Annotated in this window: 12 protein-coding genes; 8 read left to right on the top strand and 4 right to left on the bottom strand. The window is 49.6% G+C overall.

The window, feature by feature from the left end:
- Positions 1-62 precede the first annotated feature (62 nt).
- Positions 63-581 carry a peptide-methionine (S)-S-oxide reductase MsrA gene (msrA, locus tag NEV57_RS10685; protein ID WP_257658313.1) on the top strand — a complete coding sequence of 173 codons (519 nt, stop codon included), beginning with the start codon at positions 63-65 and terminating at the stop codon, positions 579-581.
- A gap of 18 nt (positions 582-599) precedes the next feature.
- On the opposite strand, the gene NEV57_RS10680 is transcribed toward msrA, so the two are convergent.
- Together NEV57_RS10680 and NEV57_RS10675 are read right to left on the bottom strand one after the other, a co-directional pair.
- Positions 600-1,232, bottom strand: coding sequence for a cysteine hydrolase family protein (locus NEV57_RS10680; protein WP_257658312.1), 633 nt, complete (start codon positions 1,230-1,232; stop codon positions 600-602).
- Between the two features lie 31 nt (positions 1,233-1,263).
- Positions 1,264-2,169, bottom strand: coding sequence for an EamA family transporter (locus NEV57_RS10675; RefSeq protein WP_257658311.1), 906 nt, complete (start codon positions 2,167-2,169; stop codon positions 1,264-1,266).
- Positions 2,170-2,385: 216 nt separating this feature from the next.
- Here NEV57_RS10675 and NEV57_RS10670 point away from each other — a divergent pair, with 216 nt between their 5' ends.
- The 7 genes from NEV57_RS10670 (at position 2,386) to NEV57_RS10640 (ending at position 12,859) form a co-directional block, all read left to right on the top strand.
- A complete protein-coding gene (locus NEV57_RS10670; RefSeq protein WP_257658310.1) occupies positions 2,386-3,066 on the top strand; it encodes a response regulator transcription factor in 681 nt (226 codons plus the stop codon).
- 6 nt (positions 3,067-3,072) lie between these two features.
- Positions 3,073-4,431 carry a sensor histidine kinase gene (locus NEV57_RS10665; RefSeq protein WP_257658309.1) on the top strand — a complete coding sequence of 453 codons (1,359 nt, stop codon included), beginning with the start codon at positions 3,073-3,075 and terminating at the stop codon, positions 4,429-4,431.
- Positions 4,432-4,511: 80 nt separating this feature from the next.
- Positions 4,512-4,727, top strand: a complete 216-nt coding sequence (locus NEV57_RS10660) for a Sec-independent protein translocase subunit TatA/TatB (protein WP_257658308.1) — start codon at positions 4,512-4,514, stop codon at positions 4,725-4,727.
- Positions 4,727-6,037, top strand: coding sequence for a TolC family protein (locus NEV57_RS10655; protein WP_257658307.1), 1,311 nt, complete (start codon positions 4,727-4,729; stop codon positions 6,035-6,037). The genes NEV57_RS10660 and NEV57_RS10655 overlap by 1 nt, the downstream gene beginning before the upstream one ends.
- Before the next feature lie 34 nt (positions 6,038-6,071).
- On the top strand, positions 6,072-7,163 hold the full coding sequence (locus tag NEV57_RS10650) for an efflux RND transporter periplasmic adaptor subunit (RefSeq protein WP_257658306.1): 1,092 nt from the start codon (positions 6,072-6,074) through the stop codon (positions 7,161-7,163).
- Positions 7,164-7,165: 2 nt separating this feature from the next.
- The gene (locus tag NEV57_RS10645) at positions 7,166-10,267 is read left to right on the top strand and encodes an efflux RND transporter permease subunit (RefSeq protein WP_257658305.1); all 3,102 of its coding nucleotides are present in this window, start codon (positions 7,166-7,168) and stop codon (positions 10,265-10,267) included.
- Positions 10,268-10,315: 48 nt separating this feature from the next.
- Positions 10,316-12,859: a family 20 glycosylhydrolase gene (locus tag NEV57_RS10640; RefSeq protein WP_257658304.1), complete on the top strand. Its 2,544-nt coding sequence runs from the start codon at positions 10,316-10,318 to the stop codon at positions 12,857-12,859.
- Here NEV57_RS10640 and NEV57_RS10635 read toward each other — a convergent pair.
- Positions 12,856-15,771: a DNA gyrase/topoisomerase IV subunit A gene (locus NEV57_RS10635; protein ID WP_257658303.1), complete on the bottom strand. Its 2,916-nt coding sequence runs from the start codon at positions 15,769-15,771 to the stop codon at positions 12,856-12,858. The genes NEV57_RS10640 and NEV57_RS10635 overlap by 4 nt on opposite strands.
- Before the next feature lie 136 nt (positions 15,772-15,907).
- Positions 15,908-17,335: an NAD-dependent succinate-semialdehyde dehydrogenase gene (locus NEV57_RS10630; RefSeq protein ID WP_257658302.1), complete on the bottom strand. Its 1,428-nt coding sequence runs from the start codon at positions 17,333-17,335 to the stop codon at positions 15,908-15,910.
- Positions 17,336-17,440: the final 105 nt, after the last annotated feature.

Here is a 17,440-nt window from a genome sequence, read left to right as displayed (position 1 = left end):
AGACAACGCATGTACCCGTATGATCACTGTGGGCATACCGAATTGTAATAAAAAATAAAAAAATGACAGCAACTTTTGGTGGAGGATGTTTTTGGTGCACGGAAGCCATATTCCAGCAACTGGATGGCGTCAGGGAGGTAGTACCCGGTTATATGGGCGGCCAACGGGAGAATCCAACTTACGAACAGGTATGTTCAGGGGCAACCGGACACGCCGAAGTAATTCAACTGGAATATGATGAAGAGGTGCTGCCTTATGAAGAATTGCTGGCGGTATTTTTTAAAACCCACGACCCCACAACGCTTAACCAGCAGGGTCATGATATCGGGACCCAATACCGATCGGTTATTTTTTATCACGACGATGTGCAGCGCGCAGCGGCAACGGCTTTTGTACGGCAACTGGAGGAAAATGAGGTATATGATGACCCCATCGTAACGGAAATTTCACCAGCAATGCCGTTTTATGCCGCGGAACTTTACCATCATAACTATTTTAACCACCATCCGGAAAACCCCTATTGTTCGGTGGTGATCGCGCCCAAGCTGCGTAAATTTTTAGCGGGAAGGACTGACGGCTGAGCTACCCGCGCATGAGCGTCAAACAGCAAATAAAGTGTCCCCGGCAATTACGTTAACGCCAATATTGGCTAATTCCTCCAGTCCCTTAGGATAAATCCCCGAAAGTGCCTCCGGCACGATACCCAGACTGAAGTCGCGCTCGCTTGCTTCGTAAACCGTGGTGCGGGGACAGTTTGGAAAATTACAGCCAGCGACCACGAGAGAACGAATGCCCTGTTCCGTCAAAAAATCCATAAGCGGCGTCCGATAAAAGGCTCCCCACCGGGGTTTGTAAATGGCATAGTCCAGCTCGCCAAGCTGTTCCACTTGTCCGGCAAGTAGGTTCCTGTGGTTGGGTTGCTTTGTAACATCGGGCAACAGTGCAGGTAAAATGGCTGCTCCGGATGTATAAGGTGCAACCACAGATGCACCGGAAGCAATATATTCACGGCGGCAGATATCGGCATTTGTGCCATCGGGAAGATATAGCCGGACGATGTGGATAACGGGACGCTGAGCGTTTCGGAATGCATGGGCAATACGGGATACCGCGGGGACAATGTCAGCAGTTCCATCAATGTAGGCATTTCCATCCGGTGCCGCAAAATCATGCTGCATGTCGATAATCAGCAGTGCCACATGTTGCCAGTCTATGGTGATATCCATGTTCATGCTATGAAATTAAAAATCAAATTAATCATAATCAAGTTTTTACCATTACCCGTTGTCCTTTTTTGATAAAATAAATACCTCCCATAGCCGCCAGTAATGCCAATCCTGTAATCCAGGTAAGTTTTTCATCAAGAAAGAAATAGCCAAGAAAAAGTGCAATAAACGGGTTAATATAAGCATATATGGACGCCAGGCCAATTGGTAATTTCTCCAATGCGTATACAAAACAAGGGTAGGATAGCAGCGACCCGATGATGATCAGGTAAAGCAATGCCCAGAGGCTGTTTGCCGAGATGGCCTGTATGGTGCTGAAATCATCCAGAAAGACTGAAAATATCAAAAGTACGACACCGCCGAAAAACATTTGCAGGGCGGCATTGGTAAGGGCATCTGTCTTCGACGGCCGGTATTTGGTGTACACGCTGCCCGCAGCAAAAGCCAGGGCGGCGAGGAATGCGACTACCATCCCCGCAAAATAATCGGGATTGGCCAAATCACCGATGTTATCACTGAACATTAATAAAATACCCAGGCATCCCAGCAGCAATCCGACAGCTACTTTGATATTTAGTACGTTGCGGTCGGCCCCGCTGATAAACGTCACGATCACTACATATACCGGCATGATGGAGACAATCAGTGCTGCCAGTCCGCTTGGAATGTATTTTTCACTCCACCCGACTACCCCATTCCCCAGGGTGATCATCAGGAAACCCGGAACGGCCTGGCGAAGCATCTCCCGCATGGGGAAAGCCCTGTTTTTGCGCACGAGCCGCAGGATGAGCAATAGTAACCCGCCGGCAATCGTTTGCCGAACACCCGAAAATAAAAATGCAGGGAAAGTAGTTACCCCAACACGCATCGCAAAATAAGTCGTTCCCCATACAATACACACAGTGGCAAGCGCTGCATATGCCAAGGTTAGTGGTCTGTTCATGAATGCAAAAGTCGAGAAAACCGGCGTATATATACCCATACAACTTTCGTCATTTTCAACTGAACAGTTGATTGTGCGGAATTTCTTGGATGCGGCCAATAGACAATAAATGCCGGGCCTGCTCAGCTAAATTCATGATTCCCCCCGGGCTCAGGAAGGTAATAAGTCGAATCTTATCAGGAACTTGGGGAAAAAATAGTATGTTTATTGGCAGTAATGAACATCTTAGTTGTTGAAGACGATAGCCGGATCAGCGAATTCGTGATCAAGGGATTGGAAGAGCAGGGCCATACCGTGACGCTGGCGTGTTCAGGCGAAATTGCCAGGGAACTGATTATGGCTGCTGAATGGGATATTATCCTAATGGATATCATGTTGCCCGGGATAGACGGTGTTCAATTAACCAAACTGGTTCGATATAAGCATAATACGACACCGATTTTGATGCTGAGCGCATTGGGGGAGACGGACGATAAAGTGCTGGCACTTGATGCCGGGGCCGATGACTATCTTGTGAAACCGTTTCATTTCAAGGAATTGCTTTCCCGGATGAATGCGCTGGTCCGCCGCACGAAATTTGGCCATCTCAGCCCAACGCAGGTCTACCAGTGCGGGGCACTTGTTGTCCATGTGGAGGAACACACGGTTCAGCTTGAGGAAAAACGACTGGAGCTCTCTCCCAAGGAATATAAACTATTGGTATACCTGCTTGAACATCAGAATAAAGTACGCTCGCGTGTGCAGCTTGTCAATGCGGTCTGGGGCATCGACTATGACCATAATACAAATATTGTAGATGTGTATATTTCCTACCTCCGCGCGAAAATTGAGCATACGGGTCAGAAATTTATCCATACCATAAAAGGGATAGGATACATGCTAAAACAACCCCAATAAATAAACATGACCATCCGGAATCGACTTACTTTGGTGTTGTCGCTCACGTTTGGTGTGATTTTTATCCTGGCTGCTATTTTGGTGTACGTGGTGTTTTACCGCATGTCCGAACGCATCATTTTTAGTGAACTGCAAAAGACCAGTGCGCTTTCCGCCATGTTTTATCTGGAGGAGGATGAGCTTCCGGCGGGCGATCACGCACGGATACGCCGTCAGTTTGTGGAAAGCATCTCAAACACGGATGTTAAAGTGTATGATGCGGATAACCAGCTTACATATGGTAATGGGCAGCTGGATGCGCAGGTAACACCGGAAGTGCTGGATCAGATCCGTAGATTGGAACAATTGCACTTTAAGGCGGCGGGTTATTATTACTACGGGATCCTCTACGCTGATAATCAGGGGAAGTTTGTTGTGGTCGTGGCTACCAATAACGTATTTTTTATATCACAAAGCAACCAATTGCTGCTCGTGATGGCCGTCGCGTTGGTGGCAGGCTTATTAATTATTTTTTTAATGAGCTTCTGGTTGTCCAGACGGGCCTATAAACCCATTGCCCGTATTATTAAAAGTGTCAATTTGCTGAATGCGGATACCTTGCATCAACCATTACCGCTTCCGGATACGAAGGATGAACTATATGAATTGCTGCATACATTTAATGGACTGCTGCATCGGTTGTCGGAAACGTTTGTCATCCAGAAAAATTTTATCAATTACGTTTCGCATGAATTTAATACGCCACTTGCGGCTATTACAGGGAACTTAGAGGTTTTTGTACAGAAAAACCGCACCCCGGCAGAATACCGTGATTTGGCCGGAACGTTACTTGGCCATGTGGCCTATATTGAACAGCTCATGGATAACCTGAGGCTGCTTGCCGGACTGCACCCCACACCACCCCAGCAGACGGCCTACCGTATCGATGAAATACTTTGGTCGGTTCTGGATCGCATTTACCTGCGCTGGCCAATGGAAAAGTCGCTCATTTATACCACCCTGGATGTACAAGCCGCTGACAAGCTGCTGGCGCATGGCAATAGCGGACAATTGGAAATTGCCCTGTTTAATTTAATCGATAATGCGGTTAAGTATTCAGACGGGAATCCCATAACTGTCTTGCTGGCGGAGCTGCCGGATGGCCGTGTTCGTTTGACGATACAGGATAGGGGGAAAGGAATCCCGGCTGAAGAAGTCCCATTAATCCACCAGCCATTTTATCGCGGTCGTAATGTAGGAAACACGGCAGGGAGCGGAATCGGACTGTCATTGGCGATCCTTATTTGTAAGCAGCTGGCGATCGCTTTTTCCATTCATTCAGACGAAGGTCGTGGAACCTGTGTTACCCTAACCTGGGCCCATTAGTGAACTCTAATCGGTTTTTAATCCCTTTCTAATCTTGGGCGGATAACTTTGCCAACTGAAAACAGATTAGGTAAACCACTATGACATTAGGTATTATGGGTATAGGCAGTCAAGAGTTAATCCTTATTGTATTTGCTGCATTATTGTTGTTTGGCGGAAAGAAAATTCCGGAAATGATGCGTGGACTGGGCAACGGGATACGGGAATTTAAGCGCGGTCAGCAAGAGGAGCCCCAGCGGGAAAATACACCGCAGCAAGAAGAAGTTCCCCAGGAGAAGGATGCAGCGAATAAGTAATGCACATACGCAAGGGACTTTTTTTACTGTTATGCAGTCTGTCGACTGTTGGTTTGCGAGGCCAGCCGGCCCTGGATACCTTACACTTTTCAAGGCAACATGCGGAGACCCTGTTTTTGCAGCAGAACCTGCAGTTACTTGCTGCGAGGCTGGATATAGGCCGCGCAGAAGCACAGGTTATCCAGGCCAGGCTATGGCCTAACCCTACATTATCAGTCGGTGAAATTAATCTTTGGACGAACGCGGGCGCCGAAGAGCTGGGGTCGCTTACCGGGCATTGGGGTAACACTGCCCAGGTGGCTGTGGAAGTGGAGCAGCTGATTCGCACGGCAGCCAAACGCCGTAAAGAGCTGGAGAAGGAGCAGGTAGGTGTGGCGCAGGCCCAAACAAATTTTGAAAATGTATTGCGGAATTTAAAGCTGGAATTCCGGAACCGGCTCAGTGAGCTTGAATTCACCCAGCAACAATCACAGGTTTACCAACGCGAGCTCCATCATTTCCAGCAACTGCTGCATGCCTATGGGCGCGGAGTAGAAGCGGGGCACGCAAGCCCGGGTTCCTATCTACGATTGCAGGCTTTTGAAATCGCGCTGTTGCAATCCATCAACGCGGTTAAGGAAGAGAACCTGCATGCTCAGCGCGCGGTGAAAGCGCTCATGGGTATCGCGGCACCCTACGAGGTGAAGCTTATTGACGAGCCGTCGCCGCTTCCGTTTCCGGTAGATTCGTTGCGGAACCTTGACATAGGTACACTTATCAGCTTGGCCCAGGAGAGTCATCCGGAATTGAAGGCAGCTGAATTGGAAATGGTTTACGCCGATAAGTGGCTGGCTGCTGAACGGGCTCAGCGTGTGCCGGATGTGGCCGTAGCAATAAATTACGACCGCGGGGGAAACATTATGCGTGATTTTGTGGGATTGAATGTATCCATGGAACTTCCGTTGTTTAATCGAAACCAAGGGCATATTAAAGTCGCCCGGATAGCACAGGAGCAGGGCGAGATAAACCTGCAACAGAAACGAAATGAAACGACCAACAGCATTGTACAGGCATGGCAAGAGCTACTGATTACACTGGACTACTATGAAAAACTAGCTAGTGGATTTGAGGAACGGATTGACGCGATGCTGGCGGCGTACCACCGCAGTTTCGCAAATGACGATATTAGCCTGCTTGAATACCTGGACTTTCTGGAAACATACCTTTCCAATAAAACAGCCACAATGGAAACCAGAAAGCAGGTGCAACAGCGGTATGAAGCATTGAACTATGCGATCGGCCGTCAGGTAGCCGCTATACCGGCGAAATAGCCTATATCTTTCGTATTACCAACAATTAAGCGATATGAAGCATCACATCATACTTTATTTCGGCTGTGTCGGAATAATAGCCGCTTCCTGCAGTCCGCGGGAGGTGATGATCCAGGAATCGTTAAGAGATTTTTGCCTTAACGATGAATTGCGGGAACGTATCCGGGTAGACTCGGTATACGAGCAGCCGGTTACCCAGCACGTTAACCTGACCGGAGAAATTACCTATAGCCCTGATGGGGTGGTCCGGTTTGTTTCACTGGTGGAAGGGGTCACTGCGGAAGCACATTTTTCACTTGGTGATTTCGTGAAGAAAGGAGCGGTGCTGGCTGCCATAAAAAGTCCGGAATTAAGTGCGTTGCTGGCGGAGCGGCAGGGCCTCAGGGCCCGCGCCCAGCTGGTGGACCATGAATTGCTGGCTGCCGCACGTATGTATGAGGATAAACTCGTTGCTGCACGCGACTTGCTGGAAGCCCGGTCGGAAAAGGAGCGTTTAACCATCCAACTAGCTAATATCGAGTCAACCCTGGCATTATTCCATCCCAATGAAGCGAAAGGAACCTTTGAAATTTTAGCGCCTAAAAGCGGTTATATTGTTGATAAACAGTTGAATTCAGGGGCGCCGTTTAATAGCGGCGATAACCTATTTACCCTATCTGACCTGAACGAAATCTGGGTAATGGTAAACGTGTATGCAACAGATATGCAGTTTGTAAAGCCGGGAATGGAAGTTGGCATCCAAACATTGGCATATCCCGGGGAAACCTTTCACGGTCGGATCTCGACTTTATCGCCGGTTTTTGACAGCGATGAACGGGTACTAAAAGCCCGGGTGGTGCTGGAGAATCCCGGATTGCGCCTTAAACCCGGGATGTCCGCCGATATTGCGGTTGAACGCCGCACCGGACAGCAGGCGGTGGCCATCCCCGTAGGGGCGGTTGTTTTCGATGATAATCAGTATTTCGCGGTTGTCTATGCGGGCGATTGTAAACTGCAGGCCAAACTTATTTCCATTCTGGCCAAAGACGGGAACATGTATTTTGTTGACGGGGGAATTAACGCGGGAGACCAGGTGGTGACCCAGAATCACCTGCTTGTATACGAGAAAATTAAAGCATTGCCATAACGATGAAAAAACTTGTTCAGCAGCTGGTTTCCTTTTCGCTGCAAAATACATTTATTGTATTTTTCTTTACCGCGCTTTTATTAGGTGTGGGTATTTATTCGCTAATACGCACGCCTATAGAGGCTTTTCCTGACGTTACCAATACGCGTGCGCGGATTATTACACAATGGCCGGGTCGGAGTGCTGAGGAGGTGGAGAAATTCATCACGCTGCCTATCTCCAAAGAAGTAAACACGATACCGCGCAAGGCCGAGGTACGTTCCATCTCGCTATTTGGCCTTTCCGTAGTTACGGTGATTTTTGAAGATGGCGTGGATGATTTTTTTGCACAGCAATACACGGCTAACCGGCTGCAGGGCATTGACCTTCCCGAAGGCGCCGCCGCTTCCATTGAACCTCCATCGGGTGCTACAGGTGAAATTTTCCGGTATGTAGTAAAGGGTGAGCTGCCCATTCGGGAAATAACCGCAATACAGGATTGGGTGATCGAGCGTGAACTACTGTCTGTCCCGGGCGTTGCAGATGTGGTGAGTTTTGGAGGTGAGGAGAAGATTTATGAAATTAAAATTAATCCGACGGAGCTGGTCAATTATGACCTGTCGCCGTTGGATGTATACGAAGCGGTAAGCCGGAGTAATATCAATGTAGGTGGAGACGTCATCCAACGCGGAGATCAGGCGTATGTCGTTCGTGGTATTGGCCTGCTTGATAAGGTAGAAGACATCCAGAATATCCTGATTACAGTGAAGGGCAGCACACCGATTTTGGTGAAGCACGTAGCTGAGGTGGTGATTGGTGCTAAACCCCGGCTGGGGCAGGTAGGGTTACAGGAGGATAATGATCTGGTAGAAGGTGTCGTAATTATGCTGCGTGGCGAAAACCCGGGAGAAGTTATTACCAGACTGAAAGAAAAAATTACCGAGCTGAATGAACGCGTGCTACCGGTAAATGTTCGGATCGAGCCTTTTATCGACCGTACGGAGCTGGTAAATGCCACGGTGAGTACCGTAAGCCGAAACCTCGTGGAAGGTATTGTGCTTGTTTCGGCAATCGTGTTTGTCTTTCTTTTTAACTGGCGCACGACGGTAATTGTGGCTTCGGTGATCCCATTGTCATTTCTCTTTGCCGTAACTATGCTGCGTATCCAGGGGCTTCCGGCGAATCTGATTTCGATGGGTGCGCTGGATTTCGGGCTGTTGCTGGAAGGCACGCTTGTGATTGTGGAAGCAGTGTTTGTGGGCATGCGAAAACGTGCAGCATGGATGGGAATGGAACGTTTTAATCAATCATTGAAACTGGGGGTTATTAAGCAAAGCGTAACCAGTGTAGCGACCTATGTGTTTTTCGCCCAATTAATCCTGATCGTTGCCCTACTGCCCATTTTTTCTTTCCAGAAGGTAGAAGGTAAAATGTTTGCCCCGCTTGCTTTTACCCTGGGATATGCACTGCTGGGGTCACTTATCCTGAGTCTGACCTATGTGCCGGCTATGTGTAAGGTCTTGTTGCGGCGCAATATCCGGGAAAAGGAGAACTGGGTAGCCGGACTGTTTATCCGGATGGCAACGGGCCTGTTCAATTGGGGACACCGGCATAAGCGCACAGTAAGCTATGGATTTTGCGCCCTGTTTGTGCTTTGCATTGCCCGATTCCTGTTTTATGGTTCGGAATTTATCCCCAGCCTCAATGAAGGTGCAATTTACGTGCGTGCAACCCTGCCGAATAGCGTGCACCTGGAGGAATCGGTTCGTCTGGCACAGGAAATGCGTCAGCAACTGCGCGATTTTAAAGAAGTTAAGTTTGTGATGAGTCAGGCAGGAAGGCCGAACGATGGTACCGATCCCACAGGCTTCTTTAATATTGAATTTCATATCCAGCTATACCCGGAATCCGAATGGCCGGAAAACATCAGTAAAGCCGAGCTGCTGAGCCGGATGCGGGCCGCACTGGAGACTTATCCCGGCATTAACTTTGGGTTCAGCCAGCCGATCCAGGATAATGTGGAGGAATACGTGGCCGGGGTGAAGAGTTCATTGGTAGTCAAGATTTTCGGGGACGATCTTTATGAGCTGGAAAACTACGCAGGACAGGTCAGGAATGTTTTGGAGGGGGTTAACGGCATCGAGGACCTTAATGTGTATAAGAACATTGGTCTGCCCGAACTGCGTATCCAATTGCATGACCATAAAATGGCGCGATATGCCGTAAATACTGCAGATGTACAGGCAGTAGTGGCAATGGCGATCGGTGGTCAGTCTGCCACGCAGTTTTATGAAGATGAACGTATATTCGACGTTCGGCTACGCTTTCAGCAGGCCTATCGTAACGATGAAGAGAAGATTGGGAACATCTTGATACCCACTATGGAAGGCAAGAACGTGCCACTGCGTGAAATAGCTACTATCGGATTCCACACAGGTCCAGCGTTTATTTACCGTGAAGGAAACAGCCGCTACATCGGGGTAGGATTCAGCATTGCCGGACGGGACATGGGCAGTACCATCGCGGAAGCACAGGCTAAAGTGAGCCAGGCGATAAACCTACCGAAGGCAAATCGGATGGAATGGTCCGGCGAATTTGAAAGTAAGGAACGCGCGACGCGGCAGCTGGCATTCGTCGTGCCCGTAGTGCTGGTCCTTATTCTCTTCCTGTTGTATTTTAATTTTGGCAACTACCGTGATACTTTAGTGGCTGTCTGTACAATTCCCTTTGCCTTCATAGGCGGATTTATTTCGCTTTGGGCTACGGGTACGGCGTTCGGCATTTCTGCCGGCATCGGGTTTATCATTCTTTTTGGTGTCAATACCATTAATGCCATTATCCTCATTGCTGTAATGAAGGAAAATCTTAGAAAGAAGATGCCTTTAGCCCAGGCAATCAGTAAGGGGGTAAACAGCCGTATACGGCCTATTGTCATGATTGCCCTGATGGGATCCATGGGTTTACTGCCTGCGGCGATGTCGACGGGAATGGGGTCGGAAATCCAGAAACCATTGGCCATCATGATCGTAGGCGGACTTCAGGTATGCATGGTACTTTCGTTCACTGTGCTTCCCCAACTGTTTTACTGGGCATACAGAAAGGAAAAAGAAATTGCCCGCAAATAAAGGTAATCTCGGATATTCGATTAACTTTGTGTACCTAACTGAATCAAAATGATGGTACACCGTTTGTTCTTTAGCCTATTAAGTACTGTACTTTTATTAAGCAGCTGCGCTTCCCAAAGCGAGACAGAAAACCGTAATATCCTGGCAATTGAATGGGAAGTTGCTGAGGTCCGCCATGCGGGCGGTAATGAAACACTATCGCTGCTGACAATTAAGAATACCTCAGCCGATACGCTGCATGGTGCCGGTTGGGCGATTTACTTCAATGGCTTTGGTGGACAGGTTTCCGGTGCGGATAGTGCGGTTGCTAAAATTGAGCGGGTTAACGGTGATTTCTTTACGTTGCAGCCGCTGGCCGGCTGGCGGTCTTTGCCACCCGACTCTGCGATACAGCTCCATATCCTGACCCGTATATTGCGGAATATGACCGATGTTCCGACCGGTTTTTATCTGGTTTCGGAACGTCATCCCGAAGGAATTGATTTGCCTTTTTCAGTGAAGCCATATCCACAGGCGGACAGCCTGGAAATGGAACTGGCGAAACGGACATTTATACAGAACGAACGTATCATTGATTTACCGCAGGAAGAGCTGCCGCCTGTACTCCCTACGCCGCTGGATTATACGCTCACTTCGGACACGTTTAAACTGAATGCCTCCGCGATCATCATTCCGGACGCAGGTTTCGGGCAGGAAGCGGGATACCTGCAGGCGGAATTGGCCAAGGTACTGACTACCGCCCCTGGCCTGGGTGAGAAGGCCGGGGGAGGGGGCGCTATACATATTCGCCAAAAAGAGATGCCCGAAGAGGAGGGATATGAATTAACCATTGATGCTTCCGGGGTCCGGATCGAGGCAGCAACGCCTGTGGGAGCATTTTATGGCATCCAGTCATTAAAACAGCTGATTCCGCCACAATTATGGAAAGCAAAGCAATCTGCCATATCACTCCCTGGAGTACGTATTACTGACGCTCCGCGTTTTGGACACCGTGCTGTAATGCTCGATGTGGCGCGTAACTTTCAGTCGAAAGAGCAAGTATTGAAAATACTGGACCTACTGTCGGCTTATAAGGTAAATGTGATGCACTTCCACCTCAATGAAGATGAAGCGTGGCGGCTGGAAATTCCAGGGTTGCCCGAACTGACAGAAGTAGGCAGCCAACGCGGGCATACACTGGATGACGCACAGCACCTGATGCCATCTTATGGGTCTGGTCCGGGCACCACCAATGCTGCAGGAAGCGGTTTTTATAGCCGATCGGAATTTATTGATATTTTGCGCTACGCCACAGCACGGCATATTCGCGTCATCCCGGAAATCGAAACGCCGGGCCATGCCCGTGCGGCAATCAAGTCTATGGATGCCCGGTACGCCCGGTACATGGCAAAAGGTGATACTGCTGCGGCAAAACAATACCTGCTGCGCGACTTGGATGACCGCTCCGAATACCGGTCGGTGCAGCACTGGAACGATAACGTCATTAATGTGGCATTGCCATCTACGTACGCCTTCCTGGAAAAGGTAACCGACGAACTGATGGCCATGTACACCGAAGCAGGTGCGCCGCTTCAGACCATACATTTCGGCGGAGATGAGGTGCCGGCAGGCGTATGGGAAAAATCACCGGCTGCCCGCCAGCTGATTGCGGGGTCGGACGTAAAAAACATAGACGAACTTTGGCATTACTATTTCGGACATATCAATCGCATGCTTAAGTCGCGTGGCCTTTATCTATCCGGCTGGGAGGAAATCGGCATGAAAAAGGCGATGGTCAACGGCCGGTCGCGAATGGTCGTGGAACCGAGGTTTGCCGGTGAGCATTTTCATGTAGACGTCTGGAATAACCTAGGCGGTAATATGGACCTGGCTTATCGGCTGGCGAATACAGGCTACAAGGTTGTGCTCACTAACGTAACCAATTTTTATTTTGACTTGGCTTATAACACCAGTTTCTATGAACCGGGACAATACTGGGGTGGTTATGTTAATCTGGAAAAACCTTTCCGTTTCATTCCTTTCAACTATTACCGCAGTCAGTTTGATGACAGCACGGGAGAATTGGTTGACCCGTCGCGTTTCACAAGCATGGAACGGCTGACACCGGCAGGCAGAGCCAATATTGTCGGTATTCAGGCGCCTCTCTGGAGTGAGAAGATCACGACGGTCGAGCGGATGGAATACCTGCTACTGCCGAAGTTTTTCGGACTAGCCGAACGGGCCTGGGCGGCGGATCCGCAGTGGGCCAATACGGGCGATGGGTCGAAGACTGATGCGACCTACCAACATGCTTGGTCGGTATTCCTGAATACACTGGGAAAGCGCGAGTTGCCAAGGATTGCGAATTATGCAGGGGGGTTCCAGTACCGGGTTCCGACAGCAGGTGTTGTGGAACGCGACGGGAAACTTCATGCCAACGTGCAGTTTCCCGGATTTACCATCCGGTATACCACTGATGGCAGCGAGCCTAACGCACAAAGCCCTGTATATGAGCAACCGGTTACGGCATCCGAAACAGTGGCCTTCCGGATATTTGATGCGGAGGGCAGGGGTGGCCGCACTGTGTATTGGCACACCGGCCTAACACGCTAAAACAATCCGATCTGACCATTACCGTCGATTTGGATGTCGTCCGGGTTGGTAATTTCAAAATCGATATCGGAAGGCTTTTTGTCTTTCGCGGTCTTGTTTTCGGTTTCTGACGACTTTTCATCTGCAGCTGGCCCGGCATCCGGTGCCTCAATTTTTGCGGAGGCTTCGATTTCTCCCGTTTTGGTTTCGATAGCTCCGGTTTCAGGTACCGCTACTGCTTTTTGTCCGGTGGAGGGTTCCGCTGGATCGGAAGGAGTTTCTGTTGCGGAACTTCCATTACGTATGGCGGGTACACTATTGTCTTTGTTTTCGGCTTCAGCAGCATCAGCTGCTGTTTCGGTCGTTCCATCCGTCGCATTCGTTCCCTGATTTTCGGGGGACGTCACTTTTTCTTCCGCACTCCGTAACGAAACCTGCTTCACTTCATGGGGAGTCAGTCGGTTGCCCTGGGCCCGCATTCCTTTTACATCCACAATCTCTGCCAGGTTCTGTTCGATGGTCTCCGGTGTCTGTGATTTTCCTTTCAGGATGTCTACGCGTACCAGCGGCATTGCGGCAGCAGTAATGAGGACAAGTCGCGATCCGGGCTCTTCGTTGATAATGGATATCCGTTTCCCGATGGGTGCTTCGTCAAACACGAACCGTTTTACATAGTATAGACCTGACTTTCCATCGCGGTGAACGGCACTGTAAACCTGTTGTCCGTTATATTGCTCAATGCGGATCATATGGTCATCAAAGTGATTACTCAGATCGAAGCTGCTCAATGCATAGGTGCCGTCGGCCATGACGGTCAGCAGTTTATCTTCGCCGTCGAATTCACCAAGGTATTGGCCGCGGCCATCGACGTTGAGTCGTTTTAGTACGTCATCGAACCATATTTTCCGTCCAGACAGCGTAGAAATACCCCTGCTTTTCAAAATCACCTTTTTTACCGGATACTTCGTAATGATATTTCCCTGGGAACTCCGCCCTTTAATGGCGATTTCCGAAAAATCAACGTCGAATTGTAGCTTGCGGAGCTTTGAGTGCGGCTTTAACTGTATGTTTACCACTTCGGCTTCCCCATTCGGGTTGGCGGTAAAATACAGCACTCGGGAACCTTTATTTCCTTTGGTAAGATCGTATTCCTTGTCGCGCGTAACCCCCATAATAGAAAAACGCTTGATATAGGATACGCCCGATTTGGCGTCGCGATAGATCAAATTATAGACGGTCCGGTCATCTCCTTTTTTGAATACCGCTACGTGGATGATGTCTTTGCCCACGAAAACCTTATCCTGTATTTTAGTTACCAGGCACTGACCGTCGCCCCGGAACACGATGATGTCATCCAGATCGGAGCAATCGCCAACATACTCATCTTTGCGCATACCGGTGCCGATGAATCCATCTTCCCGGTTAACATAAAGCTTGACATTGGCGAGGGCCACCTGTGCAGCTTCCACGCGGTCAAAAGCCCGCAGTTCAGTTTTCCGCTCCCGGCCCTTACCGTATTTTTCGCGGAGCTTTTCGAACCAGGCAATAGCGTATTCTGTCAGGTGCCGTAAATGATGGCGTACCTTTTTGATTTCCTCTTCCAGTGCGGCCATTTGCTCATCGGCTTTCTTCACATCGAAACGCGTAATACTGCTCATTGGCTTTTCGATCAGCTTCTTATAATCTTCGGGTAGAATTTCGCGGTAGAACTGAGGAAAGAAGGGCGTAAATAAGCGGGTGAGTACCTGCACTACTGTTTCAAAATCGCCGGAATTTTCATAGTCCGGATGCTTGTACATTCCTTCCTGGATAAATAATTTGAGGAGGCTGCTGAAAAAGATCCTTTCCTGCAATTCATTGAGCCGGATTTCCAGTTCCTGTTTTAACAGGCTCTTGGTTTGCTTGGTGTTCTCAATCAGTATATCGTTTACGCTCATGAACTGCGGCTTCTCCTTGCGGATTACGCAGGTATTCGGTGAAATGGAAACCTCGCAGGAAGTAAATGCGTACAGCGCGTCAATGGTTACGTCGGGAGAGATGCCTGGGGCAAGGTGGATAATGATTTCCACGTCTTTGGCCGTATTATCCTCAATCTTTTTGATTTTGATCTTGCCCTTTTCGTTGGCCGTTACAATGCTGTCGATCAGTCCGCCAGTGGTAGTCCCAAACGGGATTTCGGTAATGGCCAGTATCTTTTTGTCACGCTCTTCTATTTTTGCGCGGATCCGTATTTTCCCGCCGCGCTGCCCTTCGTTATATGTTGAGCAATCGGCCATACCGCCGGTCGGAAAATCGGGTAATAAGTTGGGTCTTCCGCCCTGCAATACCTCAATGGAAGCGTTGATCAGCTCAATGAAATTGTGCGGCATGATCTTGGTGGCCAGGCCTACGGCGATACCTTCGGCGCCCTGCGCGAGCAGCAGCGGGAATTTGACCGGAAGCGTTACCGGTTCCTTGTTGCGTCCATCATAACTGAGCTGCCAATCGGTAGTATCCGGATTGAAAACCACGTCATTGGCAAATTTGGACAGACGCCCCTCGATGTACCGCGATGCCGCAGCCGAATCGCCGGTCACCGGATCACCCCAGTTACCCTGACAATCTATCAGCAGGTTTTTCTGACCAATCTGTACCATGGCGTCGCCGATGGACGCATCGCCATGCGGATGGTATTTCATGGTATTGCCGATGACGTTGGCGGCCTTGTTATACCGCCCGTCATCCATTTCTTTTAAGGAATGCATAATGCGGCGCTGCACGGGCTTAAATCCGTCATTGATATGCGGCACAGCACGGTCAAGAATCACGTAGGAGGCATAGTCCAGAAACCAGTTTTCGTATAGACCCGACAGCGGGACGGTTTGGCTACTGCCCAGTTGTGTGTCTTCGGGATGTTGGTTTTCTTCGGGTATGGAATTCGTTTCGTCGCTCATGAAATCTCCGCAATAAAAGCAATGTTACCTTCTAAATAAATAGGCCAAAACGTGTTGGTGGCTTCAGCCGATCTGCCGTAAAAATACGAATCCATTTGGTTTCTGCCAAAGGTGGTAAAGGGTGGTCAGCTCTCTGTTATCCGAAACAAAGATACTTCAATTCCGTATACTCGTCGAGTCCATGTTTGGATCCTTCGCGGCCGATTCCGGATTGTTTAATGCCGCCAAAGGGAGCTACTGCATTGGAAAGTAACCCGGTATTCACACCCACCATGCCTGCTTCCAGCGCCTCGGATACCCGCCAGCAACGGTTTACATCGCGACTGTAAAAATAAGCTGCTAATCCAAATTCGGTGTTATTGGCCAATGCAATCCCCTGTTCTTCCGTTTTAAATCGGAATAATGCACATACGGGTCCAAATGTCTCTTCACGGGCGATGTATGCATCCTTTGGCACATCGGCAAGCACCGTCGGTTGGAAAAAGAGGTCCTTTTTCGCTTTTCCACCCGTCAGCAGCATGGCACCCTTTGTGAGCGCATCCGCTACATGTGCCTTTACCTTTTCCAGGCCCTTTTGATTGATAAGCGGACCTACCTGAACGCCTTCTTCCAAGCCGTTCCCCACCCGGAGCTTTTTAACTGCCGCGGTCAATTTTTTGGCGAAGGCATCAAATATACCGTCTTGTACCAGAAATCGATTTACGGATACGCAGGTCTGGCCGGAATTGCGGAATTTACCGGCAATGGCACCGTTGATCGCGGCGTCGATATCGGCATCATCAAATACGAGAAATGGTGCGTTGCCGCCGAGTTCCAGCGATACTTTTTTGATGGTGCCGGCGGCCTGCTCCATCAACTGGCGGCCTACGGCTGTAGAGCCGGTGAATGAGATTTTCCGGACTTTTTCGTTAGTGGTTAATTCCTTTCCCATGCCATTGCTGTCTTTGCCGGTGATCACATTGAATACTCCGGGGGGGAAACCGGCTTTGTCGGCAAGTACCGCCAGCGCCAGTGCGGTCAGCGGTGTTTCAGATGCCGGCCGCAACACGGCGGTACAGCCGCTGGCCAATGCAGGTGCAACTTTCCGGGTAATCATGGCCAGCGGGAAGTTCCAGGGTGTAATGGCGGAAACTACACCCACGGGCTGGCGGATCGTGACGAGTCGCTGGCCGGCTTTGGGCGCGGGGATGGTTTCGCCATATGCCCGCTTGGCCTCTTCAGCAAACCATTCTACAAAGGAGGCACCATAGTCCACCTCAGTAAGGCTTTCAGCAAGGGGTTTCCCACTTTCCAGGGTCATAATCCGGGCGAGTGCCTCTTTATGCTGGGTAATTAAAACATACCACTGATATACAACCGCACTGCGTGCGGCAACGGGAGTATCACGCCATGCCGGCCAGGCGTCGTATGCCTGATCGATGGCCTTTTTACAGGCAGTGGCATCCAGGTCAGGTACCGACCCGATGGTCGACCCGTCGGCCGGATTAATGACGTCAAACTGTTTTTTACCGCGGAGGAATTTTCCGTTAATATAGGCTTTGTCGGTAATGAGCTGGTTTTGCATGTTAAAAAAATATAATGTCTGTTGATAATACACAAACAACTGATATACCCAACGGTTTTGTTTTGCCTGTGGCGGTCATTTCCAGGGGGGCTATCCACAGCTCGT

It is taken from the genome of Parapedobacter lycopersici (assembly GCF_024643285.1).
In the GTDB taxonomy this organism is placed as follows: domain Bacteria; phylum Bacteroidota; class Bacteroidia; order Sphingobacteriales; family Sphingobacteriaceae; genus Parapedobacter; species Parapedobacter lycopersici.
The sequence above is the reverse complement of the archived record's forward strand: the minus strand, read 5'-3'. Positions and strand labels throughout refer to the sequence as shown.